Genomic DNA, 24,913 nt, shown 5'->3' with positions numbered 1-24,913 from the left:
CTCTGTCTTATGCGTGGGGACTTCAGATTACTTTACTCTGGTGTTGATGGCGGCCACCGCCGCAGGTTTTGCTCTTTCACAAGATGAGTGTGTGCCCCCACTCGCGCAACCACTGCCGGTGCCGGCGATAATCCGGGCACAGTGACTCCACCAGCCGCCAATAAGCGGCGCTGTGATCCAGATAACGCCGGTGGCAGACTTCATGCACCACCAGGTAATCCACCACCGGCTCCGGGGCCAGCACAATCAACCAGTTGAACTGGATTTTGCCGGCGCGGGTGCAGTGCCCCCACTTGGTTTTGGTCAGGCGCAGGGTTACCGCTGCGACGGACACCCCCAGACGCCGGGCACAGGCGTGGGTCTTCTCGGTTAGCAACGCCAGCGCACGGTCCCGATACCAGTCCGCCAGCACCCGGCGCAACCACGCCTCTCCACCGGCGCGACTGCCGCAGGTAACCAGCAACTGATCGCCCTGCAGGTCCACCGCCGTGCGCCGTGCGGATCGCAGAACCAGCCGATAGGACTCGCCCAGCCATCGAAAGCGGCCGCCCTCGACATACTCGGGCGCCACTATCTGACTCGAGCGCACCTGCAACTGTCGCTGCTTTTGCAACACCCAGTCGCGCCGCTGCAGCAGCCACGCCTGCAACTGCCGCTGATCGACGCCTTTGGGAGCCCGCACCGTGATCCCGCCGGCATCGACCTCCAGGCTGATACTGCGCCGCCGCGGCGACAACTTCAGGATGTAGTCGTAGCCGAGCAGTGCTTTGGCGGGTACGGGGATCTCGGTGATTTGCAGACGGGCTAGGCGGCGGGGCATAGTGCAAACTCAGCAGGCGCGAAGCGGTTATTGTACCTCACTTTGAAGGCGTCACGGTTTCGCTGTAAGCTTCGAGTTAAAATGTCACGGTCGGTGCCCTGGGCACATTATGAATTCGCCATCGTCTGTGGCAGCAAGAGGCGCCTGATAATAGATGACACTATCCCATGGCGGAGATATTGACGCCGAGCGCAATGTGACGCAGAGCACGGCACAGGTCGTCGCCTGCCTGACCGAAGGCAGGCGCCTGTTTATCGTCTACAATCGCCTGTTGGATCGGGATATCCAGCCTTCCGAAGAAGACTTCTCAGTAAAAATCAAAGGCAAGAACGCCGCTATTCAGGCTGCGCATCTACAGTCGCCAATACAAGCGGGGTCATCCTGGTCGCTGATCACCGTGCTGGTGGACCGCGTGCTGCCCACCGCCACCGAGGTGGCGGTGGGCTATCACCCGATCCAGTGGTTGATGTGTTCCCTGAACCGCGAAGAGCCGGTGGAGCCGTTCGACATTGTCACCCGCCTGCGCGACGGCGCGGCGCTGGCCCCCCTGGCAGGCGCCGGCGCGGGCGACACCAACGGCGGCGGCAAAGTGGTATCCGGCGCTAAAGCCACCATCACCGGCGCCACCGCCAAAAAGGTGAAGGTCCAACTGGCAAGAGAGCTGGATATTTACCAGAAGCTGGACGCGAGAGATTTCCGAGCCGAACTGAGCGACCGCTGGTTGACGGTCACCAAAGCTTATTTCAACCCTACCGGCAGCGCGGCCACCGAACTCTGGCTGGAGCTGTGGGAGACACTCGACGGCGGCAACCAGATCAAGGTCAGTTTTAAATCGCCTCGCAATCAATTGAAAACCGTCGACGGCACCACCATCGTTTCGTTTACCGCCGCCGGTATAACCGCAAGCGACAGTGCCGTCCCCCCGGTTGCGGCGCCGGCGTCTGCCACATTACAAAGCCCACATCCGGACTTGATGGATGTGCAAGAAGTCTACGCCAGTCTATCGCCTGTCGATAAAGAAATAGCCACGCTGATGGGCTTTAAAGCAGAGGTTTTAACGCCGGCAACAACACCTGCGCAAAACCGGATAGACCCGGCGCTTGAGGTTAAGTCTGAAGTTGGGGACCGGCCCGAAGTCGAGGGTCCGACCGAAGTTGAGATCGAGCCGAAAGTCGCGACCGACACCAAAGCCAATGTCGAAAACCAGGCCAATGTCGAAAACCAGACCAAAGCCGAGACCGAAACTGAAAGCATAGGCCACGAAATCGAAACCGGCGTAGACCCGGTATCTCAGCCGCCGCCGGTTGCCGCACTGGACCCATCCCAGGCACCGGCTGCCGGTCCCGCCGCACCGCGCAGGCCCGCCCGGATCAAAAAGCTGCTGCGCTACGGCGGCGCGGTTATCGCCGTGTGGCTGCTGGCCGTGATGTTGTACAACGGCAGCCAGCTATCCGGCGGCGGTGCGGCACAGTCATCGGGCCCGGCGGCGGCAAAGCCGTGCACTATCGACTACCCCGATGGCGGGCGCTACCAGGGCGGGTGCAAAGCCGGCAAAAGACACGGGCAGGGTCGCTACCTGTGGGCGTCCGGCGTGAACTACGAAGGCGGCTGGGCCGATGATGCCATGCACGGCGACGGCGTTATGAACCTGAACAACGGCGCCCGTATCGAAGGCAAATGGCAGCACGGCAACTCCATCGGCGTCACCACGATTACCTGGCCCAACGGCACCCACTATATCGGCCAGGTCAGCAATACCCAACCCAACGGCATCGGCAAGATCACCTATGCCAGCGGCGATGCCTACAAGGGGCAGTTCAAGAACAGCCTTATGCACGGAGAGGGCACCATGATCTGGGCCTCGGGGGCTAAGTATAGCGGCGCCTATCAGGAGGGCGTCGCCAGCGGCCAGGGCGTTTACTGGTCCACCGACGGCAGTCGTTTCGAGGGCCTGTTTGCCGAGGGTAAGCCGACCCGCAAGGGTACCTGTTACCGGCCCGACGGCAGCAGTAAGCTCGGTCGCTGCCGGCGGTGAAACTGCCGACTTCACAGCAGATCCGGGACGATGCTGTAAAAGCGGCGTCGACCCGGGTTGCGCAACGGGTGTCGCCCCATCGAGGTCAGCTACCCGTGCTAACTCCGGGTAGCTGATGCACGGCACTGAATAAAATCCGGCGCTTGTCGCTGCGTCACAGTGTCCGTCGTGTCATAAAGAAATCACTATTGTGGCATCGAAGGCAATCTCTCCCTGCAGGCGAGAAATTCTGCGAGCGCCTCTTCAATACCCAATGTGTCAATTGGATACTCGTGAACCTTATCGACACTGGCCGGCGGTTGGACAGCGCTATCGGTATCCGCGGTACTCGACCGCACGCTGCCTTTGTTGCTTAGTTCGTCACCAGCGGCAGGTGCGAAAACGGTGTAAGTAGCCGGAAAATTGCCTTTACCAGAGTCCCGGACCGTAACAGCAGTAGCGATGGAAGGCCGCGCCGCGCCATTGCCTCTGTAGACCAAAACTCCGCCTTTGTCGTTGACGTCATCGGTATGGGCGAGAAAACTTATTTTAGGCTGCCGCCCCAGTCGTGCCAGAACAGCTTCAGCGGCTTCGCCGTCGAGCTTATAGATGCTGATCGGATACCGGTACTCTATCGGCCCCATTGGCGAGCTGATTTCCGCCAACCAGGGTTCGAGTAAATAGCGTGTGCCCTCGATAATCAGTTCACCCGGTTTATTTTTAATACGACTTCCCGACGGCATACGGACTAATACACTAACACCGCCGGGCGCTGGCTTCGGGCGCTCCCCTGCCTGAGGAAAAATTTGCTCGACGGGCGTTGCCGGCGTCGAAATCCAATCGTGCAGGTCTTCACCGTACATAACTCTGACGTTGATTTTTGGCTGAGTAGATGCGGTGGTGATTTGCCTCAGATTACAACTGCAGCCGTTATCTTCAAATATCCAGTGTTCCTTCAGGTAACTACGTTTCCCGTCGCGGTAGTCACGCAGTCGTTGCAACTGCTGGCGCATATGATAGGCGACCGCGCGCCGGTTTGTTTCACTGGCGCTCCCCGATTTAAGGGCTTCAAACATTTCTCTTTTGGACACCTCCCGCGCCTTGGGGTCCACTATACCTGCGCCACTGCAAACACCTGCACTGTCATTACTATCAAGGAACAGTAAATACATCTCACCGACTGCCAGGGGGTCATGACCATCAAAACTATGGTAGCTGATGGTGTCAAGTGCTTTACCCTTGACTATTTCGGTGACATGGATATCACAGGTTTGCGTTATTTGGACATATTCCTGTGATGTCGAACAGGCAAGCACTTTGGCAACCAGTATACTGTGAGCCTGGTCGTAGCGTTCCTGCAGATCGAGGCTCGAGCAGTAGATGGAGGTGGCCGACGCAAGCTGCACCCAAAGTGGAAAAAGCAACCCGATTAGATAAGCAAGCTGCTTTAACGGCCTGTTCGTTACGTGTCGATTTTTCATCGATGACCTCCCGGGATCTTTATTGGTGGTATCGGACTATTTATCGGACTTTTTGTTAGTGCCGAGCTGTTCGCTTAACTGAGAACAATCTACACATATCTTCGCAGGCAGCGCTACCGGCTGTTTATGGTATTAGTGACGCCTATTTCTTTCCGTCACCAAAAACCCTATGTCAACACATGCCGAGGCGCCCGCTCCGGCCGTTTACCGGTTTCGCTTCGCTAAATGTCAGTGTGCTGAATGGACCATTTATCTTACATCAAAAAACAAGTCGCACAGCGCTTTTATCTCAAACCCTTTATAACTATATGCAGCATCAAAGACTATTTTTTGTTACGCACGCAGCCTGGATATCGATAAGGGCCTTACCATAGGATGAACCTGACGTCGGCGGGAGGGAATCAGTAGAAGGTGTAGCTCTGGCGGGCTCAACCCAGATCGGATTGCCGCCGGTATTCTCAGTGCGCTGGGGTTGAAACTGGCTTCTGGTCAATAGTGTCTTTTGGTTCGACGCAAAGCCGATCTACTGCCGGTATGGCACCAATCCCACTACAAACCTCAGCGATACCCGGAACCGGGGAGATGCCGGTAGCGGGTGGTACCATCCATTCAGAGTTTGTTAATACGCTTTCAGCTAGCTCCGCAGTTCAGTATCAATAACAACCTTACCTTGCAGAGTTTTATGCACCGGACACTTATCGGCAATCTCCAGTATGCGCTGCCGCTGCGCTTCACTTAAATCGCCACTTAAAAAAATATGCCGGGTGATCTCCTGGATATACTGGCCTTCCTGCTCGCAGGCCTCACAATCCTTACCGTGTAAACGTCGTTGCGACAAAGTCACCTTAACATCATCGAGCGGTATTTTTTTATGGTTGGCATACAGGCGGATCGTCATCGATGTACAGGTGCCGAGCGCAGCCAGCAGATGTTCATAGGGATCGGGTCCCAGATCGTCGCCGCCCATCGCTACCGGCTCATCCGCCAGCCAAAAGTGATGATCTGAAAATACATTGCGGGAAAATTTGTGATTGCGCTCCTCCACGCCTATTTGCCCGGCTTCTATTGTCGACGTTTTTCTCTCACTTACCGCCGCCTGCGACTCGACAAAGCGACCGGCCCAGGCAGCTATACAGGCAGCAACATACTCGGCGTCGGCTTTATTACTCAGCAGGTGGTCGGCCTTATCCAAACTGAGAAAACTCTTCGGGTGACGGGCGGCGCGATAGATCTTTTCCGCCTCCGCAATCGAAACCATGGTGTCCAGCGGTGAATGAAACAACAACAGCGACGCCCGCAAGGCGCCGATATGCGCGGAATCCTGGGCGGCGATATCATCGAGAAAGCTCTTCTTGATGGTAAAGGTTCTGCCGGCCAGTTCCACCTGCGCCTCGCCGGCGGCTTCAATGGCGGCAATATCACAGTGAAACTGTTTAGCGACATGGGCGGCGTCGGCCGGTGCCGCTATGGTCGCCACCCCCCGCACCTCGCTGAGTTGATGTGCTGCGCTCAGTACTGCCGCACCGCCTAAGCTGTGTCCCACCAGAATGGCGGGGGCCTGATAGTTTTGTCGCAGATAGGCCGCCGCGGCCAACAGGTCCTGCACATTGGAGGAAAAATGTGTGTTGGCAAAATCGCCGTCGCTGCCGCCGAGCCCGGTAAAGTCAAACCGCAGTACCGCATAACCCCCAGCAACCAGCGCCCGGGAAATTCTCGAGGCCGCGGCACTGTCCTTGCCACAGGTAAAACAGTGGGCAAACAACACATAGGCCAGGGTTTTACCGGTCGGCGTTTCCAGCAACCCCACCAGTTTGCCGCCATCGTAACCGGGAAATTCGACTCGAGTGCGTTTACCGGACATATCGACGCTCCTGGGAGTAGATAAGGGATAAGGAGGTAACTATACCCCAATCCGCGCCGGGAGGAAGCCGGAAAGATACAGCATCGTTTTTGTCGATGGTCGGAACCGGGCTGCGTCGGGCAGCTACCGGCCCGACGGCAGCAGGAAGCCGAGCCGCTGCCAGCGTAGAGATATAAACAGCCGGCCGATATCGACACCGGCGATATACAGACATGGCACCAACAACAACGTGATCACCGTGGCAAACAGCACGCCGAAAGCCAGTGATACCGCCATCGGGACAACGATCTTCGCCTGCAGACTGGTCTCGGTGATAATAGGCACCAGTCCGATAAATGTGGTTATCGAGGTCAATAGAATTGCCCTGAAACGCCGGCAACCGGATTGCACCACCGCCTCCACCAGCGCCGTGCCCCGGCGCCGGGCCTGATTGATAAAGTCCACCATTACCAGCGAGTCATTGATCACCACCCCCGAGGCGGCGATCACACCGAACAGCGATAACGCGCTCATACTCAGCCCCAACAGCAGGTGTCCGAGCATCGCGCCGATTACGCCAAACGGAATCACCGACATGATCAAAACCGGCTGTATATAAGACTTCAACGGAATCGCCAGCAGGGCGTAAATCACCAGCAGCGAAATGGCAAAATCCCGCAGCTGCTTGTTTCTACTTTCAATTTCTTCCTGAATTCTACCGGCCGTGGCCCCGCTCACCGAGGGAAACTTCTCGTTCAGTTGCGGAATAAAGTTTGTGTTGATATCTTCGGTAATTTTAAGCGGCTCGGCCTGATCGGCATCCACCGACGCCCAGACCGAAATGCTCTGCTTGCCGTTTTCGTGACGGATGCGATGGTAGCCGTCGACAATTTCGATATGCGCCACTTCTGACAAGGGCACTTCGGCCCCCTCCGGTGTCTGAATCAGGACTTTGTTCACCAGGCCGACGGAGTTGCGCTGGTAGTCCGGGTAGCGCACCATGACTTTGACTTCCTCGCCATCGCGCATAATGCGCTGCGCCTCGGCACCGTATAAACTGAAGTTCGTCTGCGCCGCCACATCGGCTACCGTGAGGCCGACGCTGTACGCCAGCGGCTTCAGGGTCAGGCGCACCTCCTTGGCCGGAATCTCACGGCTGTCGTTGACATCGCCAACGCCTTTCAGGCTCGCCAGTTTACGTTTCAGTTCGCCGGTGGCCTGTTGCAGTTCGTCATGATTGTCGCCTTCCAGCAAAAAGCTGATATCGCCATCGTCCCGATCCGATGAAAAAATATCGTCTCTTATACTGAGGGTCTTTACGCCAGGCAGCGCCGGCAGCGCAGCGCGCCACAGCGCTGCCAGCTCAAAGGTGTCGATGGGGCGCTGTTCGGGTTCGACCAGCCGCGCCATAATGGCAACCTGGGTGCGCGAGCGCATATCCACCAGCAGGTCTTGAATCATACCCGTGCCATACTGACTTTCAACGTCCTTCTCCACCCGTTCCAATACCCGTTGAATATTCCGTGCTGTATTCAACGTGTCATTTTCAGAACTGCTCGCGTTCATTTCCACATTGATTTCAGGGTAGTCATGGGGAATTTTGGGTTCACCTACATAGCGGATAATACCGCCCTGAAACAGGCCGATGCTGACCAGCAACACTGCGATAAACACAGCTATGGTGGCATAACGAAAATAGATCATGCGCTCGAGAAACGGCCGGTAATAAGCCTCGATAAAGTGCTTCAGAAAACCGTCGATACGCGCCCGCAGTCTGGTCATACGACCATCGCCGCCTGCAGCTTTCACCTTCATGTGGGCCAGGTGAGCCGGCAGTATCAGTTTCGATTCAACCAGCGAGAACAACAGGCAGAAGACGACGACAAAGCCGATGGACTGGGAGAACGCCGCCATGGGGCCATCGGCCAGGACCATGGGACCAAAGGCGGCAACGGTGGTTAGAACCCCAAAGGTGGCAGGCACCGCGACCCGTTTGGCCCCGCGCACGACATTGTCAATACTCTGTCCCCTGCGCTCGATTTCGGCATGCACGCTCTCGCCGATAACGATGGCGTCGTCCACGACTATGCCCAACACCAAAATAAAGCCAAACAGGCTGGTGACGTTGATAGTGACATCCACCCATTCCAGCGGCATCACAAACAGTGTGCCCAGGAAACACACCGGCAGTCCCATCATCACCCAGAAAGCCAGTCGTGTGCGCAGAAACAACGCCAGCATGAGAAACACCAGGACACCGCCGTAAAACATATTGGTGTACATCATGTTGAGACGACCTTCCAGATAATAGGTCAGGTCAATCCAGACATTGAGACTCACGCCTTGCGGCAACGCGGCTTGTTTTTCGGCAACATAATTATTTACAGTCCTGGCCACATCGGTAATGCTCTGGTCACTGCCGGCGCCGACAAACAGTGTTACCGCATTCTGACCATTAAATTTCGAGTAGTTGATACCCTCCTGAAAACCGTCTACTACGGTGGCCACTTCCCCGAGTTTTATCTGGGTGCCATCGCTGAGATTAATCAGCGGTATCTGTTCGAACTCGTGACCGCGATAGGCCTGGCTCTCCATCCGCACGGAGATATAACCGTCGGCGGCGCGAATCTGACCGGCGGAGCGGTTGGTGGAAAACTGATTGAGTGCCGCGACAATATCTTGAAAGCTAAGCCCGTACTCCCGCAGCCTGTCCTTTGATACCTCTACCCCCACTTCATAGGACAAACCGCTGTAGAACTCACTGACATTGACAAAGGGTAATGCCCGTATTTCATCGTGGATTTCGCGCCCCAACTCCTTTAGCTGGCGGTGATTCAGATCACCGACGAGGCTCAGGTACATTACCTCCTGCTCAAATTTGATTCGCTCGACAACCGGTCGCTCGATGCCGTCGGGAAAGCTCGAGATAGTGTCGACCTGCAGCTTGACGTCATCCAATACTTCCTGGGCGTCATAGTTTTCGTCGATGCGCATATAGGCGATAAAACTGCCGCGGTTCGAATAGGTAATAATCCGATCCAGCCCCCGCACCGACTCCAATGCTTCCTCTACCTTAATGGTGATGCCTTCCTGTACATCGGCCGCGGCGGCACCCGGATAGACGATGGAAGCCTGTATCCAGTTGATTTCTATCTGTGGAAACATCTGTTTGCGAATAGTCATAGCGGTGATCAAACCACCGAGAATAATCACAATCATCAACAGGTTGGCCGCCACACTATTGTTGGCAAACCAGGCGATCAGGCCCTTTTCGACAGCCGGTTCTCCGCTATTCACTGGTTGCGCCCCGTCGAGCCACTTTTGATTCGAGTAGCGCTTCGCCGTCCACGGCAGGCGTCAGCAGCATGCCTTCGATGGGATACTCAAGCGCTGTCGTAATCAGGCGATCGCCCGCCAACACATCGCCGGCAATAATGGCGTCGGTACCCTGTTGGCGAATGATATTGACCTGTCGATAACGCAACTGCTGATTTTCATCGAGTATCGGTATGCGCCCTTCTTCGATCAAATGCCGGGGGATGACACTGACCTGCGGCAGTGAAATGCCGGCGATTTTGGCTTTTACATAAGTACCAAACCGCAGCGGCGGCACAGTGGTTCCAGGCATGTCCTGCCGGGCGGGGTCGGATTGTAAAAGGTGAGAGTCAAACACGCCCGCATAGGGTGCACGTATCTCGGCGACCAGGTAGGTCATGCGGCTTTTCCGATCGACAACCCCCTCACTGCGTACGATAGTGGCCTGCCAGACAGTGGGGCGGCCGGAGAAGTCCGCCGTCAATTCAACTTCACCCCGGCGGCCCTGCTGTTCCAGGAACTGTAACTCGGCGTCGGCGATCGGCAACCTCACCTCGGCGACGTCCACGCCCTGTAAACTCCCCAACACCGTGCCGGTGCTGACATAGGAGCCGAGACTGATTTCGCGGTCCTGAATAAGGGCGTCATAGGGTGCCACAATGCGGGTTCGCTCAAGATTGCGCCGGGCGCGCGTCACCGCCGCCTGTGCGGCGCTGACGCGCGCCTGCTCCTGTGCCAGCTGCGGCTTGCGCAAACCCAGCCCGGTGGGCGTGCGGCCGTCGATATTGCGCCACTCGGCAGCGGCCACCTGCCCCTGGGCCTGCTCCAGTTCCAGCGCCGCCTCGGCGGAGGCCAGGTTGGCCGCCGACTCGGTTACCAGGGCCCGATAATCGCTCGGGTCGATACGCGCCAATAGCTGGCCCTGCTTGACAAAACCGCCGCTGACAAATTCCGGTGCCAAAAACACCACTTCACCGTTCACCTGTGCCACCAGCCGCGTTAAATACTTGGGTTCGACCACGCCGTGAGAATCCACTTGTAACTGCAAGGGCTCGACTGTTACGGGCACTACATTAACCAGCGGCGCGACCGCTTTCGGCGCCTTGGTCTGTGGCGGCTTTTCGAGGCTCGATATCCCCCAGTACAGGCCGGCGCCAAGCGCCAGTATTACCAAGGGGTAGAGAATCTGTTTCTTTTTATTCACTCAATTACCTCAATCCGTAAGACTATCCATCGCGGCTGGGCGCCGAAGACCCGCAGGCATGGGACACTTTAACGCCCTATACTATCCGGCAGCTGCAAATATATTTTTTATATAGGTCGGTCAGTGTAGCCAAGCCGCGGGACCGGCAACAGGAAACTTATGTGAAAGTTATTAAAAAAATGTAAAGACGTTACCGGAATAACGTTAACCGATCTGCTCCAGCACGTGTTCGGCAAAGCCGTGGCCGGCCTCGGCGTAAAGGTTAAAGGTGACACAACCGAGCGCCTGTAACTCTTTTTGTTGATCGGGAAACTGCGAGACCACGGCGATTCTGCCGGGGAAGTTCAATTGCCGCAGCAGTTTTACCACCTCCAAATTTTCCTTGTGGTTGGTTAGGCACACCAGTATCAGTTTGCGCTCGGACAGATTGGCCTGTTCCCAAAAGTCCTGGTCGCCGCCATCGCCATGAACACAGCGAATGCCATGCCCGACATGCTGTTCCGCTTTGTCGACGCTTTCTTCGACGCCGACGACATTGTCCGGGTAGAGTTCCTGCAGATACTGATAGGCACCGGAGCCGACCCGCCCCATGCCCACCACCACATTGTCGGCCGCACCCAGGCTTGCCTGTCGTTCCTCCGGCAGACGGGCAGCGCGTTCAAATTTATGCAACACCATTGAAAAACGCGCGTAGAGCCTGTGTGCCATCGCATTGAAGGGTACGGAAATAAAGAACGATAGCGCCATTGCCAATGCCAGAGTCGTGACCCACTGCGGTGGCAACTGTCCGGAGGCGGCAGCCAGTGCGGCCACAATCAGACCGAACTCGCTGTAATTGAACAGTGACAACCCCGCCAGCAGCGCAGTCCTGGCACGCAACTTGAACGCGGTCAGCAGCAGGAAATAAATGATTGGCCGTAAAAAAATCAGCAAACTCAAAGCGACGGCGGCCAACAGCATGTCGCCGGAGGGCAAACCATTGTAACCGACGCTGAGAAAAAAGCCGATCAGAAACAAGTCTTTAAAGTTAATCAGATTTTTATAAAGTTCACTGGTTTTTTCCGTGTTGCCAAGTAATACGCCGACAATCAATGCCCCCAGCCCGCCTTTCAGATTAACCGCTTCAAACAGTTCCGCCGTGCCTACCGCAGCGGCAATGCCAAACAACACCAACAGCTCACCGTGCCCCGCCAGGCGCAGCAGGTAAATCAGCACCGGGCGCAGCAGCGGCAGCGCCAACAGACCGAGCGCAAACAGGCTCGGCAATTTACCCGAAGAGACCACCAGGTAAGTCACGGCAATCAAGTCCTGCACAATCAAAATACCGATGGCAATGGCGGCGTGCAGCGACGCGTTCTCACCGCGCTCATCGAATATTTTTACCGCAAATACCGTGCTGGAGAACGACAGCGCGAAGGCCAGCAACCAGGCCGCACCGGTATTGGGCAACGCCAGACGCGGAAACACCAATCCCGCCACTACAATAACCAGGGTGGTCAGCGGAATGACGATCGCCATCTGCGCACCGGCCACCGCCCAGACCTGGGGTGCCATCAACTCTTTCAGGTTGAGTTTCAGGCCGATCGTAAACAACAGCAGCGTAATACCCAGGTCTGCAATCAGCGTTATGGTTGTCGCATCGCCGATTTCCATTTCATGGGCGAGAAAGCCCGCCAGCAGATAGCCGAGCAGGGGCGGGTAACCAAATCCGCGAAATGCCATGCCGGCAATAAAGGCAAGCAGAATGACGACAGGCTCAAACATCAACTATCCCAATAAAAAGAATCTGACCGAGGCTTGCAGCCGGCAACAACCGACCATTTTTTTGTTTAAAACAGGTAAGGTGCCGGCCCCATTGGCCGGCCCCGCCTGGTACCGCCCCTATGTCACACCACCTGACTGACGGTGTTATTGATTTAGATCAGAAACCGGCGATACCGGGGGTTATAAGCAGATCAGGTGCCGGACTCTACCATACAGAACACATTGAGTTTATTACCGTCAAGATCGCGAAAGTAGCCGGCATAGAACCCCGACACCTCGCCCCGGGGCCCGGCCGGCCCCTCATCAGCGGCGCCCAGTTCGATGGCTTTTCGGTACACCGCATCCACTTTCTGCGGGCTGTCGGCCGCCAGTGCGATCATTACCCCATTGCCAACGCTCGCCGCCTCGCCGTTGAAGGGTGTGGTGATGCTGAAGCCGGGTTGCCCGGGGCCGGTGCTCCAGGCGATAAAGCTGGCGCTCTCCATCAACCGCTTTGCGCCCAGTTCCGCAAGCAGGCTGTCGTAAAAAGCCGCCGCCCGCGCAATGTCGTTGGTACCTAAAGTTACGTAGCCGATCATAGTTTTTCCTGCATTTCATGGTGATTGGTACAACCCACACCCGCGTGGGATAGGCGACTATAGCTGATACGGTCCGATTGAGCACGGCCGGATCGGCCAGCCATCCCAGGTCGCGCCGGTGGCGGCCGACCGGTCACCCCAGCAACGCCGGGGCATATACCATTCAGGCTCGTAATCAGCGCTGTCTAAAGCTAACAATTATTTGAGAAATACTAGTTATTCAAGTTATACATTATATGCGTGTTAACAGTATCCCAGGGCAGCAGTCCCGTAGCCGTAACAAAATCGACTGACTCGGAGAGGCAAAGTATGAACCAGACACTTTTACTTGTAGACGATGAAGCCCAGGTACGCAGGGCTTTACGCCGCTCTCTCGCAGCGGACGGCTATCGCATTTTGGAAGCCGACTGCGGCGCGCGAGCGCTCAAACTCCTGGCCGCCAACCGAGTGGATGTCATTCTGACCGATCAACGGATGCCCGAAATGTCCGGCGCGGAGTTGTTGCGCCGCGCCCGCCGGGATTATCCCGAGACGCTCAGAATCATGGTCTCCGGGCAATGTGATGTCGACAGCCTCGCCCAGGCGGTCAACGATGCGGACCTGCACCGGTTCGTTCACAAACCCTGGGACGACCTGCGCCTGCGCGGTATCATTCAGAAAATCCTCAAAGCACCCCGGCGGGGGCCTGTGAAGCAGGCACCCAAAGCTGAACCGGCATTGCAACCCACCCGACCCTCGCCTCTGTCACTGGTTACGGATTTCAACCAGGCACTTCAGGAGGGGCATATCATCCAGAGCTACCTGCCTGTCATTACTGCCGGGCACGGCGAGATGACAGCGGTCGAGGCGGCGTTGAGATGGCAACACCCCGATTTGGGAACCGCTCAGCATGAGGACTTGATGGTGCTGGGCGATACCTGCAATGCCGATAAAGTACTGAACACACGCTACCTTTGTGACGGCCTCGAGCAACTCAGGCAATGGCATGCCTGCAAGCTCGATCATCTGCAGATGGTCGTGCGATTGTCTGAGCGAATGTTGGCAAACCCCTTTACGCCGCAACTTATAAGGCAACTACTCTGCGATCACGGGGTCTCGCCCACAAGCCTGATTCTCGCCTGCTCCGCTATCAACATCAGACAGGCGCCCGATGATATCTGTGGCACTCTACAAAAGCTGCGGCAGACCGGTGTCACCCTGTGCATCGACGATTTCAGGCTCGACCAGGCCAATATGATGTTGCTGGAGTCTCTGCCAATCGGGCTGCTGCGCTTCAATCACGGCAACTGTCCCTACAGCAACACGAGCGGCATCGCCGATCCGAGCGCCTGCCAGGCACTGGTTGACTACGCCCATGCGCGCGGTATCAAAGTCATTGCCGGAGGCATTGAAAAAACCAACTGCCACTACCAGTTGTTGATCTCAGGCTGCGACTACCTGCAAGGCAGCCTGTATGGCGAGACCGGACAATTGTGCGACCAGTCCCAGGTGTTGCTGACACCGGAGGCCATACAGGATCGCTACCACTGACCAGCTTCTTAGCACGACACCAAATCTACGTCTATGCTAGTGACAGGCACTTTGAGAGGCAAGAGAGTTATGAAGGGCGCCGTTTTTATAGCATTCAACGAGATGGTGGAAGGCGACCTGGGCATGGCCACCTGGGAGCAATTACTACTGGCGGTAAAACCCGCTTCCGAGGGTGTTTATACCTCGGTCGAGGACTATCCCGACACGGAGTTGTTTGCCCTGGTCGAAAAGCTGGCGGAGCTGACGCAAAAGCCGGTAGAGGAACTGGTCCGATACTTCGGCCGGCATTTATTCGATGCTTTGGTTGCTAAATATCCCATGTTGATTGAAAACGAGAAAGATTTTTTCCGTTTCTTGATGAGTATTGATGATGTAATCCACAAAGAAGTGAGAAAACTCTACGAAAACCCCAACTTGCCCGATCTGCGCTACGATCCGCCCGAGGCGAACACACTGGTACTTTACTATCACTCCCCGCGCAAGCTCTGCATCCTGGCCGAGGGCCTGATTGCGGGCGCGGCGCAATACTATGGTATCGACTATGAACTTTCCCACGGCCCCTGTATGCACAGTGGTGCCGACGAGTGCCGGTTTATCATTACGCGCCAGACTTAACAGGCATGGACGACATCATAGACTACAAAGCGGCTTACTCCCGGCAAAAGAAAGCCCGGGAGAAGGCCGAGGATCTACTGGAAAACCGCTCGCGGGAGTTATATGACACCAATCGCTCTCTGCGGCAGGCCTACGACAAACTGCGGGATCAAAAAGCACAGCTCCTGCACCAGGAAAAACTTGCCTCCATCGGCCAGCTCTCCGCCGGCGTAGCCCATGAGATCAACAACCCGACCAGCTTTGTCAAGAGCAACCTCACAACACTGAAACGCTACGGCGCAAGTATTAAAGCTGTGTTGCGCACCTATGACGATTTGTTGCTTCAATTGGAGAAAGAGTCATTAACGCCGGAAGTCTCCGCATGCCTGAACGCAACCAGGACAGCGGCTGAGGAATACGATGTTGCCTACATCGTTGAAGACATCGACAGCCTGATTGACGACGGCATCGACGGCACCGAGCGCATCCACGACATCGTGCAAAATCTAAAGAACTTTGCCCGCATCGACGACAAAGAGGAAGAACAGGTCGATATAAACGCATGTATCGAAAACACATTGAAGCTGGTATCCAGTGAATTGAAGTACAAGTGCGAGGTGGCGATCGAGTTCGGCGAACTACCCCCGACTTATGGTTTTCCGGGGCATCTGCAACAGGTTTTTCTCAACCTGTTCGTCAACGCCTCCCAGGCAATTGACGACTTTGGCCGCATCGATGTCGCCACCTGTTATGAGGAGGAGCAGATACTGGTGATGGTCAGCGACACCGGCCGCGGCATGGAGGAGGAAATCATCAAGGACATTTTCAATCCATTTTTTACCACCAAAGAAGTCGGCGTCGGCACAGGTCTGGGGCTTTCCATCTCCCACGGTATTATCAAAAAGCACGGCGGTGCAATCGAAGTAACGAGCACACCGGGCCGCGGAACAACTTTCGTCATCTCGTTGCCGGTAAAACCCCAAGCCAGCACCGGATCATAAAATCAAGCAGACAGGCATCATACGGCCAGCTGCTTCGCACACGCAATCAGTTCACTCTCATCAAAAGGCTTCGCCAGCACTGCCGCGGCACCGGCCTCGCCAGCCCGCGCCCGGCTGCCGGCGTCCATGCCGGAAATCACTATTACCCGTGTCTCTGTCAGGCCCTGCTCCCGCATTTGCGCGAGTACTTCGAACCCGGACAACCCCGGCATCTGCAAATCCAGGGTCATCAGTTGCGGGCGCAAACGCATCAGCGCCATACCGGCCTCAAAACCATTGTGAACCGCTGTGACCTCAAAACCCGCCTGGCGCAATACGCGGCTGATGGAACGAGCCATGGCCCCATCATCATCCACTACCAGAGCCACCCGGGTCTCGCTTTGGGCGCCGTCGAGCAGGGCTTGCGGGACCGGCATATCATTGGTGCGCATAAACTGCACCAGGTCCTGCGGTTGAATGCGGTGGTCCCCGCGACCGGGCAGTTTGTGCGCCGCCAGCAACCCGCGGTTAATCCAGTTGATAACGGTGCGCAGACTGACGCTGCAAAAAGCCGCCGCCTGACCGGTAGTGAGCGATTTTGGCTGTGTGGTCATCCCAGTGATCCCGCGCTTTATGCTTTAGCGACCAGTATACCGAATATGTTAGTTCTAACAATTATTTTGGATATTCAACAAATTCAAGTTATACAGTATATGCAAATTATGTGAATCACTTCACAGATACCGCAAAACTTCGACAGGGCGGAGCCAGACAATGAACAACACTCTCTTGCTTGTAGACGACGATACGGCGGTGCGCAAAGCCATGCGCCGTTCCCTGCGCGATGAGGGTTACCGGATTTTGGAGGCCGACTGCGGCGAAAGCGCCCTGGAGGTCCTGGCCGCCCGGACGGTGGACGTTATCGTGACGGACCAACGAATGCCGCAGATGTCCGGCATCGACCTGCTCTGCCTGGCCCGCCAATCTTATCCGGATACCGCCAGAATCATGGTGTCGGGCTACAGTGATTTCGACACCCTGACCCGGGCTGTCAACGACGCGGAGCTGTTTCGCTTTCTATCCAAGCCGTGGCGGGATGACGAGCTAAAAAAATTAATTCGCCTGTCTTTACTGCCGTTACAGTCGTTACCGTCGTTACCGTCGTTACAACACGCGGAAGTGCGGGAGGACGACATTGAGTCGACGGCCAAACTGTTGACCAAGCCGGCACTGATCGCACACATCGACCGATCCATGCGTACGGGCTCCAGTGTGCAACTGCCGCCCCAGGTTCTCACCTTGGAGTTTACAATCCGGACGCCCGCCGCATCGCAGTTGCAACCCGGGGTCTTCTCCCCGTTGCTGCACCATATCGTTGACCGACTGCGCCAATATCTGCCCCCGGGCGCACCGCTGGCACGCACCGGCCACCGTCGCTTTACCACCGCCTTGTTTGAGCACACCGACAATACCAGCCTGACCCACCAGGCATTGAAAGTCGAGCGGGCGTTTCTCTGTCCGTTCACGTTCAAGGGCATGGATATAGCAATCGACTGGCATATGGGCGGCTGCAGCCCGGGCACGGCTGTCAGTGCGGAAAAGATGCTTGCCAATGCCGAGGCCGCCCTCGACAGCAGTCGCCACAACGGCAATTTGTTTGAATGTGACGACCAGGCGGGGGTTCAATGGTGCCACAAACAGGCGGTCCTGGCCGCGCAGTTCCACAAAGCCATCAGAGCCGACCAGGTAAATGTGCAATACCAGCCTGTAATCGACGCCGCCGGGGGTCGTATCAGCATTGTCGAAAGCCTGCTGCACTGGCCCGACTGCTCTGAGACCGGACAGGACGACCTGTTCAAACTCACCGACTTGTGTGGCACCCATCAGGTGCTCTGCCCCTGGTACCTCTGCAATGCCTATGCCCAGCTCAGCCGCTGGCGCCGGCGTGGTTGCAACCAAATCCGACTGCTGCAGCGCCTGTCTGACCGTATGTTGGCGACACCGTCCACACCGGTCATTATTCAACAAGCCGCCCATTCTTTCGGGGTACCGACACAGGCATTGATTCTCACTTTTACCGAGGCCGGCCTGAGGCAGGCGACCAAAAAAATTCGCCATAACCTGATGGTTATGCACCGCCTGGGCATAAAGCTCTGCATCGACGGTTTCGACGGTAAAAGCAGCGATAGCGGTTTATTCGAGATACTGCCTATCTCCTATCTGCGCCTGCATCGGAACCTGCATCCGACTGGTGAAAGCGCACGGCAAACGGTAGAAGTTGCCCGTCAGAATGGCGCCAAAATCATTATTTCCGATATCGATACGCCGCACCCGCCGCCCGAGTGGCTGGCAATCGGCGACTATTTTCAGGGGGAGGCCCTCGGCTCAATCGGCAGCAGTGTGCAGATAGAGCGTCAGCTACCCCGGCTGTTCGATCTTACCAAGCAATAAAGGCCGGCCGCACGGGCAGTTGGACAAAATCCAGCTATGCTGTAATTAACGAAGGAGGGCTTTGGCCGGTGGAAAGTAAAACCAAACCCAAAAAACCGCTGTTATTGTTTGTCGACGACGAAAAGCCGATTCTCGACGCACTTACCCGGTTCTGCCGCTCCCGCGGCTGGAATACGCTGAAGGCACCCGGCGGTGCCGAGGGCCTGGCACTGCTGGATGAACACAAGGTCGACGTTATCGTCTCGGATATGCGTATGCCGCAAATGAACGGCGCGGAGTTTCTCACCCAGGCTCGAGCGAAGCAACCCAGCGCCATCCGCATATTGCTGACCGGCTATGCCGATATCGATGCCGTGGCCGAGGCGGTCAACGCGGCAAAGGTATACAACTACATGCACAAGCCGTGGGACGACAATGTGCTCGGCGAATTGTTGGAAAACGCTATCCGGGCCAAAAAGCAGGAAGACGAGCGGCTGCGACTGCAGCTGCTCACCCGCCATCAAAATAAAAAACTCAAGGAGCTGAACGACAATCTCGATCTAAAGGTAAAAGAACGCACCATCGAAACCGAACAGGCGATATCGCTGTTGACCGCCACCCATAAGCAGTTGGAACAGAATTTTCAGGACAGCCTGGAAATACTCGCCCACATTATCGAATGGCGCGAAGGCAAACACTCCAACCACAGCCGCCTGGTGGCCAAGATCGCAGTCAGCATCGGCAAGCAGATGGAACTAAGCTCCGACAATATTACGGATCTGCATACAGCGGGACTGCTGCACGATATCGGCATGTTGAGTCTGCCGGATCAGGTACGCCAGAAAGCCGTGGATGAACTGACTGACAAGGAACTGGCGCTCTACAAAAAACACTGCATCATCGGCGAGGCCGCCCTCGCCAACGCACCCGGGTTACAATCGGCCTCGCGCCTGATCCGCTGGCACCACGAACGGGTAGACGGCAAAGGGTTTCCAAACGGCCTCAGCGGCGACATGTTACCGATGGGAGCGCGAATACTGGCAGTGGTGAGCGACTTTCACGACCTCGAAAACGGCCGACTGGTCAAATCCATTGCCGGGTCTGAGCCGGCATTGCGCTATCTGCAGGAACAGAGCGGCAAACGCTATGACGCCCAGGTGGTTGAAGTCCTGCTGGCCATGCTCAAGAACCAACCGCAAACACATCACCAGGTTGTCCTCAACGTCACCGCTTCAGAACTGCAAGCGGAGATGACGCTGAGCGAAGACCTGATTTCCGAAGCCGGTCTTTTGTTGTTGGCCAAAGGCACCGAACTGACCGACAAAACGATTGCCAAACTGCGCCAATTTGAAGTGGATTCCGAGAGCAAGCTGAGTTTCAGTGTAATAGCCCCCGAACAGTCCGAACAACAGAGTGAAGCCGAGCAGCTAGATACCACAGCAACCTAAACCATTAACTCCTTTACTACCGTGTCGTTATATAACGGAGGGCAACCTATGGCTTGTGAAAAATATTGGATAAAAATTAACCACCCCAAAGTGAGAGCATGCATTGCACAAAGCGCTTGTATTGTTGCCCTGGGTTGTATGAGCACGACGGGCTGGAGCGGTGACTACTCTGACAACCTGCGGCTTACCCTCGATGTCAGCTCTCGCAGTGTCCGCTACAGCCTGGCCGATACCACAGGCAACAGCACTGTAGTTGGCCTGGATCTGCATAAAGTCTTTTCCGGCGAAAATGGCGATATCGGGACTCTAACGACTCAGGCTTACTGGACTGACAACAATAATATTGTCAAACACCCGGGCTTCTTCGACGACGAAGATGACAACCGCCTGGTATATCGCATCTTTAACTTTAACTACTCCGGGTTCGGTATCAACAAACCCCGGGTGCGCATCGGACACTTCGAGATACCTTTCGGTATCGAGCATATCATCACTACCAACGGCACTCTCAGAAATTACACTCATGGTCCCAATCTCGGTGTAAAAGCTGACTGGGGCATATCCGTCAATGGCGAGACTTCCAACTTGGAGTACGAGGTGGCAGCCACCCGGGGCGGCGGGCAGACCTGGCATCGCGACAACGGTGATTTCGTGTACGCGGGCAGAGTCGGCACCGATCGCAGTAAAAACCTGGTCTGGGGCCTGTCCGCCTATACCAGCGAGCTTGGAGAAACCACCCGCAACCGTTTCGGCATCGATGCACAGTGGTATGTGGGCCTCTGGGCGCTGTTCAGCGAAGTCTCGGCGGGCGATACCAATGAGCAGGACGTGCTCAACGGTCTGCTCGAGATCAACCGGCGCAGCCCATCGGAGCAGTGGCTGGCCTATATACAAACCCGCTATTTTTCCGTCGATGTCGACAACCAAGGCCGAGATCGCGCTGTGCAAAGCGCCGTCGGTGTTCGTTTCACTCCCGACAACCACTGGGCGTTAAGTGCGCAATATCAGGCCGATCTGTCGACCTTTCAGGGTGCCAGAGAAGATCGTGTTCTCAGTCTACAACTCCGCTATCGGTTTTAAACAAGCTCTCGATTCAGCTAAGGAGGCATTATGTTTACTCGCCATCTCTCAGTTCCGCACCTGGTCGGCGCACTCGTTACACTAATGCTTGTCGCGGGCGCTGACACCAGCACCGCGCAAGCCTACTGCTCACTGCGCGATCCCGTTGCCAGCATCAATAAACTCTTTCCCGAAGCGGACAACTATAAATCCATTGTGCGGGTGGTCGACCAGTCCGTGCGCAAGCAAGTGTCGAGAGAACTACCGCCCAACACACTGCATTTCGGCGAACTCGGCCGCCATACCTTGTATGTCGCTGTCAAAAACAACCTGCCCCTGGGTTTCGTGCACTCGCGCTCGGAGCAAAGTCAATGGGGATTGGTAGAGGTGGCTTGGGCTCTGGACCTCAATCTAAACATCAAGGATTTCCATATGCAGCGCTGCCGCAGCAGCCAGTGTAAGTCCGTAGCAGCCATAGAGTTTCGAAAGAACTTTTTCGGCAAGTCTTACGCCGAGCTAAAACACATGCTGGCTGATGACAGCCTCTCACTGGATACAACCGGCATGACCCTGCCGGCCAAGGCTGAACCCCTGGCCAGCGCCATCCTGCGCTGCGGGTTGAAGACCACACTGGTGACTCAGTACGTCTGGGGAGCGGAAGTCGCCGAGGCGCAAATGCTGGCGCGGGCCCGCCAGGCATTCAATGCTGCCACCAATGTCGAGTTGGTGCCGGACTTCTATACCACCGTCACGGCGCAAGACCTCGCACACAAAACCAGTAACTCCGGCATCGGGATTCACTTTGAACACGCGCAGTTGGCCAAGGCTTATGATCGGCAGGGCCAACTACTCGGCGCGGTGTTTCATGCGCCTCATACCATTGACGGCCAGGCCTATCCGGTATGGTGGGCAATCGATAAAGCCGCGGCAATCACCCGGGTTGCCAGCGACGGCGGCTGGCCCACCGCTCAAGTGGGCGAGGTCTTCGACGCGACCATCGGCAGGTCTTTCTCGACATCTCAGCAATGCGCCAACCGGGCCGAGTTGATGGCCCTGGAAGCGACCCTGGCAACCATGGCAAGCCTCAAGCAGTGATCACCCCGGACCAACCAGGTGCAGATACTGGATAAGGCCGAGCACGGCAGGTAACGGGAAATATCATATGCGGATATCCTTGCAAACGCTGATCGTGATCGGCACCTGTGTCGCCGGTGCGGCGCTGGTATTTGGCTTGGTATCCGCCCAGTACCAGCAGATCGCAGCGCTGCAAAAACAGGCCGAGTTGAGCCAACTCGCACAGCGGGACAATCGTCACTTGCAGTTAATGAGCGCGCAGTGGCTGACCACCATCGATTTGTTTTTCGGGTATCAACAGAGTTACCTGGTCGGTGGCATCTCCACCCAGGCCGAACAACTGGTGGCCATCAGTCGACAATTCGAGGAACTGGACAACCCCGATATCAGTACGCTGGCGGCAACGCTACCCGAATCGATCCGCGCGGTTGTCGCACTGACCGGCGAGGCGGCCATCCAGGCAGACCCCGACAGTGATGCATGGAACGAATCCGTCACCCGCACGGATGCCATCACCGCTTCATTAATTGACCAATTGGATCAGCTCGACAGCACGGTTGCCCAACAGTTGCAAATGGACACCTCATTGCTGGCCGGCGCCAACAGACGATTGCAATTCGTCCTGGGGATAAGCTGCAGCCTTTATATTCTGGTCATGCTGCTGGCATGGCTCTGGTTAAATAAAAGCATTGTAAGGCCACTGGAAGTACTATCGGCGCAAACAGCCCAGAACAAGTTTTCCGACGACTCGATCTTCCTGATCGGCAAAGCACCGCGGGAAATTGTCGCACTCAGTAAAGGCCTGCACAACTTCACTGCCCGTCTTGCCAAAGCCAAAAACCAGGTGGAAAAAAAGAAAACGGAACTGGAGGAAAACCTGCAGGAGCTGCAAGATACCCGCCTGCAACTGATCCAGGCGGAAAAGTTGTCCTCCATCGGCCAACTGGCGGCCGGTATCGCCCATGAAATCAACAATCCAATGAGTTACATAAAAAGCAATCTCTCTACACTGACAAGGTACTTTGATGCGTTCAAGCGCGCCATAGCGGGCCAGGAAGCTCTCTTTCAAGCCGCCGCCGACGCCCCGCAAACGGCGGGCACCCACTTACAGGAACTGCGCACCTTGCACGAGGAGGAAGACTTTGAGTTTCTGATACCCGACAGCCAGGAAATCCTGAAGGACGCAGTCGACGGGGCAGTACGCATCCAGGGCATCGTGAAAGACCTTTACGGTTTTTCACATGTCAATAACAACGGTTACACCCAGGTCAATATCAATGACCTGGTCCAACAGGCGCTGCGCATCGTCGCCAACCAGCTGTCACCGGATACCAAAGTGGTTACCCGGCTCGGCAAGATACCGGTAATAATCGCCGAGGGTGACAAGCTCTCCCAAGTGTTTTTAAACCTTTTGGTCAACGCCTCTCACGCACTCAACGGCGGCGGCCAGATCACCCTGGCCACCGGCGCCAAAGACCGGCGGGTGTGGCTACAGGTCAAGGACAACGGCTGCGGCATGCCTGAGGATACACTGGTCAAAATTTTCGACCCCTTCTTTACCACCAAGGATGTCGGTGAGGGAACCGGGTTGGGGCTGCATATCGTACAGGAGATCATCCACAGCCATAGCGGCAAAATCGACGTCAAAAGCGCGCCCGGCAAAGGTACCGTGTTCTCGATCGTACTGCCGGTAGAACAGGCCGGTTACCAAGCCGATACAGTGACGCCTATGCAGTGATGATATACGCGAGGATATCCGCCACCTGCTCCGGCGTGCGGGCCCAGGCCAGTGCGGTGGCGTCCACCTCTTTCAGAGGGTGAACCAGAGCCTCGTCGTGCAAGGTGATATAAGGCTTGCCGAGAGCTGCGCAGTAGCCGGCGTCGAAGGCGGCATTCCACTGCTTGTACCGGTCGCCGAAGCGCACTACCACCAGGTCTGCCTGTTCGATCAGGGTTTTGGTGCGGATCGCATTGACCTTGGCGGACTTGTGGTCGCGCCAGAAGGCGTTGTCCTCCGCACCGAGGTGGTCCCCGGCAGCATCGCTGGCGTCGTGATCGGTTACCGCCGAGGTAAACGTCACCGGCAGTTTGCGCTCTCGGGCGCCCGCTTCGATACGCTGGCGCCAATCGGTGTGTATTTCACCGGAAAGGTATACGGTCCAAGGCATGACTAATCCTCAAAGTAGCTTACTTTTTAGTAACCCGGAAGTTCAAGGCTGTCTACGAAAGGTTCGAGACTGCCCGCGAAAAGTTCAAGACTGTCCAAATAAAGTTCAAGACTGTCCAAATAAAGTTCAAGACTGTCCACACAAAGTTCAAGACTGTCCACACAAAGCTCAAGACTGCCCGTGCTTGACCACGGCCATGGTAAGGCGCGAGATACAGCTCAGTTTACCGCGCTCGTCCTCGAGGCGAATCTCCCACACCTGGGTGCTGCGCCCTTGATAGAGCAGGCGGGCTGTGCCGGTGACGGTGCCACCAGTGACACCGCGCACGTGGTTGGCATTGACCTCCAGGCCGACACAGAAATATTCAGTGGTGTCGACCAACATATTGGCGGCCACGCTGCCCAGGCTTTCGGCCAGCACTACATTGGCACCGCCGTGGACCCTGCCCATGGGCTGGAAAGTGCGCGCATCGGCGGGCATGGTGCCGCGCACAAAATCGGGCCCGACTTCGGTAATCTCGATACCGAGCACATCCGATATCGTGCCTTTCGCAAACTCGTTGAGCTGCTGCGGCGTTGCATCTTTAAACCAAATGGATTGACTCATAAATCTAC

Annotated in this window: 19 protein-coding genes; 9 read left to right on the top strand and 10 right to left on the bottom strand. The window is 56.3% G+C overall.

Features of this window, described 5'->3' with window-relative positions; genetic code table 11:
• Positions 1-76: 76 nt before the first annotated feature.
• Positions 77-820, bottom strand: coding sequence for a M48 family metallopeptidase (locus FKG94_RS15530; RefSeq protein WP_142905227.1), 744 nt, complete (start codon positions 818-820; stop codon positions 77-79).
• Between the two features lie 154 nt (positions 821-974).
• Here FKG94_RS15530 and FKG94_RS15525 point away from each other — a divergent pair, with 154 nt between their 5' ends.
• On the top strand, positions 975-2,855 hold the full coding sequence (locus FKG94_RS15525) for an MORN repeat-containing protein (protein WP_142905226.1): 1,881 nt from the start codon (positions 975-977) through the stop codon (positions 2,853-2,855).
• Positions 2,856-3,040: 185 nt separating this feature from the next.
• Here FKG94_RS15525 and FKG94_RS15520 read toward each other — a convergent pair whose 3' ends face one another.
• From FKG94_RS15520 to FKG94_RS15495, 6 genes are all read right to left on the bottom strand, one after another.
• Complete coding sequence (locus tag FKG94_RS15520; RefSeq protein WP_142905225.1) at positions 3,041-4,315, bottom strand: hypothetical protein; 1,275 nt, start codon at positions 4,313-4,315, stop codon at positions 3,041-3,043.
• Between the two features lie 634 nt (positions 4,316-4,949).
• Positions 4,950-6,176 carry a bifunctional alpha/beta hydrolase/OsmC family protein gene (locus tag FKG94_RS29220; RefSeq protein WP_142905224.1) on the bottom strand — a complete coding sequence of 409 codons (1,227 nt, stop codon included), beginning with the start codon at positions 6,174-6,176 and terminating at the stop codon, positions 4,950-4,952.
• A 123-nt stretch (positions 6,177-6,299) separates the two neighbouring features.
• Positions 6,300-9,452 carry an efflux RND transporter permease subunit gene (locus FKG94_RS15510; protein WP_246125193.1) on the bottom strand — a complete coding sequence of 1,051 codons (3,153 nt, stop codon included), beginning with the start codon at positions 9,450-9,452 and terminating at the stop codon, positions 6,300-6,302.
• Positions 9,445-10,674: an efflux RND transporter periplasmic adaptor subunit gene (locus FKG94_RS15505; RefSeq protein WP_142905223.1), complete on the bottom strand. Its 1,230-nt coding sequence runs from the start codon at positions 10,672-10,674 to the stop codon at positions 9,445-9,447. Before FKG94_RS15505 ends, FKG94_RS15510 begins: the two co-directional genes overlap by 8 nt.
• A gap of 204 nt (positions 10,675-10,878) precedes the next feature.
• Complete coding sequence (locus FKG94_RS15500) at positions 10,879-12,438, bottom strand: cation:proton antiporter family protein (protein ID WP_142905222.1); 1,560 nt, start codon at positions 12,436-12,438, stop codon at positions 10,879-10,881.
• A gap of 191 nt (positions 12,439-12,629) precedes the next feature.
• Positions 12,630-13,016, bottom strand: a complete 387-nt coding sequence (locus FKG94_RS15495) for a VOC family protein (RefSeq protein WP_142905221.1) — start codon at positions 13,014-13,016, stop codon at positions 12,630-12,632.
• A gap of 309 nt (positions 13,017-13,325) precedes the next feature.
• Here FKG94_RS15495 and FKG94_RS15490 point away from each other — a divergent pair, with 309 nt between their 5' ends.
• The 3 genes from FKG94_RS15490 (at position 13,326) to FKG94_RS15480 (ending at position 16,141) form a co-directional block, all read left to right on the top strand.
• Positions 13,326-14,546 carry an EAL domain-containing response regulator gene (locus FKG94_RS15490; RefSeq protein WP_142905220.1) on the top strand — a complete coding sequence of 407 codons (1,221 nt, stop codon included), beginning with the start codon at positions 13,326-13,328 and terminating at the stop codon, positions 14,544-14,546.
• Between the two features lie 69 nt (positions 14,547-14,615).
• On the top strand, positions 14,616-15,161 hold the full coding sequence (locus tag FKG94_RS15485) for a heme NO-binding domain-containing protein (RefSeq protein WP_142905219.1): 546 nt from the start codon (positions 14,616-14,618) through the stop codon (positions 15,159-15,161).
• 5 nt (positions 15,162-15,166) lie between these two features.
• The gene (locus tag FKG94_RS15480; RefSeq protein ID WP_142905218.1) at positions 15,167-16,141 is read left to right on the top strand and encodes a sensor histidine kinase; all 975 of its coding nucleotides are present in this window, start codon (positions 15,167-15,169) and stop codon (positions 16,139-16,141) included.
• A 17-nt stretch (positions 16,142-16,158) separates the two neighbouring features.
• On the opposite strand, the gene FKG94_RS15475 is transcribed toward FKG94_RS15480, so the two are convergent.
• On the bottom strand, positions 16,159-16,734 hold the full coding sequence (locus FKG94_RS15475; protein ID WP_142905217.1) for a response regulator: 576 nt from the start codon (positions 16,732-16,734) through the stop codon (positions 16,159-16,161).
• Positions 16,735-16,894: 160 nt separating this feature from the next.
• Between FKG94_RS15475 and FKG94_RS15470 the strand changes: the two genes are divergently transcribed.
• From FKG94_RS15470 to FKG94_RS15450, 5 genes are all read left to right on the top strand, one after another.
• Positions 16,895-18,571 carry a response regulator gene (locus FKG94_RS15470; RefSeq protein ID WP_142905216.1) on the top strand — a complete coding sequence of 559 codons (1,677 nt, stop codon included), beginning with the start codon at positions 16,895-16,897 and terminating at the stop codon, positions 18,569-18,571.
• Positions 18,572-18,639: 68 nt separating this feature from the next.
• On the top strand, positions 18,640-19,998 hold the full coding sequence (gene nosR / locus FKG94_RS15465) for a response regulator c-di-GMP phosphodiesterase, NosR family (RefSeq protein ID WP_179957667.1): 1,359 nt from the start codon (positions 18,640-18,642) through the stop codon (positions 19,996-19,998).
• 138 nt (positions 19,999-20,136) lie between these two features.
• Positions 20,137-21,078: a ShlB/FhaC/HecB family protein gene (locus tag FKG94_RS15460; protein WP_142905214.1), complete on the top strand. Its 942-nt coding sequence runs from the start codon at positions 20,137-20,139 to the stop codon at positions 21,076-21,078.
• A 30-nt stretch (positions 21,079-21,108) separates the two neighbouring features.
• Positions 21,109-22,152, top strand: a complete 1,044-nt coding sequence (locus tag FKG94_RS15455; protein ID WP_142905213.1) for a hypothetical protein — start codon at positions 21,109-21,111, stop codon at positions 22,150-22,152.
• Between the two features lie 67 nt (positions 22,153-22,219).
• Complete coding sequence (locus FKG94_RS15450) at positions 22,220-23,869, top strand: sensor histidine kinase (RefSeq protein WP_142905212.1); 1,650 nt, start codon at positions 22,220-22,222, stop codon at positions 23,867-23,869.
• Here FKG94_RS15450 and FKG94_RS15445 read toward each other — a convergent pair.
• The gene (locus FKG94_RS15445) at positions 23,859-24,299 is read right to left on the bottom strand and encodes a YtoQ family protein (RefSeq protein ID WP_142905211.1); all 441 of its coding nucleotides are present in this window, start codon (positions 24,297-24,299) and stop codon (positions 23,859-23,861) included. The genes FKG94_RS15450 and FKG94_RS15445 overlap by 11 nt on opposite strands.
• Positions 24,300-24,467: 168 nt before the next feature.
• Positions 24,468-24,905, bottom strand: a complete 438-nt coding sequence (locus tag FKG94_RS15440) for a hotdog fold thioesterase (RefSeq protein ID WP_142905210.1) — start codon at positions 24,903-24,905, stop codon at positions 24,468-24,470.
• Positions 24,906-24,913 lie beyond the last annotated feature (8 nt).

It is taken from the genome of Exilibacterium tricleocarpae, assembly GCF_007004655.1.
Taxonomy (GTDB): domain Bacteria; phylum Pseudomonadota; class Gammaproteobacteria; order Pseudomonadales; family Cellvibrionaceae; genus Exilibacterium; species Exilibacterium tricleocarpae.
This window is presented reverse-complemented; position numbering and strand designations above follow the sequence as displayed.

What these genes read in the sequence shown, in the direction of transcription:
- FKG94_RS15530 (WP_142905227.1), bottom strand. Translation starts at nt 820, where the DNA reads ATGCCCCGCCGCCTAGCCCGTCTGCAAATCACCGAGATCCCCGTACCC.
- FKG94_RS15525 (WP_142905226.1), top strand. Translation starts at nt 975, where the DNA reads ATGACACTATCCCATGGCGGAGATATTGACGCCGAGCGCAATGTGACG.
- FKG94_RS15520 (WP_142905225.1), bottom strand. Translation starts at nt 4,315, where the DNA reads ATGAAAAATCGACACGTAACGAACAGGCCGTTAAAGCAGCTTGCTTAT.
- FKG94_RS29220 (WP_142905224.1), bottom strand. Translation starts at nt 6,176, where the DNA reads ATGTCCGGTAAACGCACTCGAGTCGAATTTCCCGGTTACGATGGCGGC.
- FKG94_RS15500 (WP_142905222.1), bottom strand. Translation starts at nt 12,438, where the DNA reads ATGTTTGAGCCTGTCGTCATTCTGCTTGCCTTTATTGCCGGCATGGCA.
- FKG94_RS15495 (WP_142905221.1), bottom strand. Translation starts at nt 13,016, where the DNA reads ATGATCGGCTACGTAACTTTAGGTACCAACGACATTGCGCGGGCGGCG.
- FKG94_RS15490 (WP_142905220.1), top strand. Translation starts at nt 13,326, where the DNA reads ATGAACCAGACACTTTTACTTGTAGACGATGAAGCCCAGGTACGCAGG.
- FKG94_RS15485 (WP_142905219.1), top strand. Translation starts at nt 14,616, where the DNA reads ATGAAGGGCGCCGTTTTTATAGCATTCAACGAGATGGTGGAAGGCGAC.
- FKG94_RS15480 (WP_142905218.1), top strand. Translation starts at nt 15,167, where the DNA reads ATGGACGACATCATAGACTACAAAGCGGCTTACTCCCGGCAAAAGAAA.
- FKG94_RS15475 (WP_142905217.1), bottom strand. Translation starts at nt 16,734, where the DNA reads ATGACCACACAGCCAAAATCGCTCACTACCGGTCAGGCGGCGGCTTTT.
- FKG94_RS15470 (WP_142905216.1), top strand. Translation starts at nt 16,895, where the DNA reads ATGAACAACACTCTCTTGCTTGTAGACGACGATACGGCGGTGCGCAAA.
- FKG94_RS15460 (WP_142905214.1), top strand. Translation starts at nt 20,137, where the DNA reads ATGAGCACGACGGGCTGGAGCGGTGACTACTCTGACAACCTGCGGCTT.
- FKG94_RS15455 (WP_142905213.1), top strand. Translation starts at nt 21,109, where the DNA reads ATGTTTACTCGCCATCTCTCAGTTCCGCACCTGGTCGGCGCACTCGTT.
- FKG94_RS15450 (WP_142905212.1), top strand. Translation starts at nt 22,220, where the DNA reads ATGCGGATATCCTTGCAAACGCTGATCGTGATCGGCACCTGTGTCGCC.
- FKG94_RS15445 (WP_142905211.1), bottom strand. Translation starts at nt 24,299, where the DNA reads ATGCCTTGGACCGTATACCTTTCCGGTGAAATACACACCGATTGGCGC.
- FKG94_RS15440 (WP_142905210.1), bottom strand. Translation starts at nt 24,905, where the DNA reads ATGAGTCAATCCATTTGGTTTAAAGATGCAACGCCGCAGCAGCTCAAC.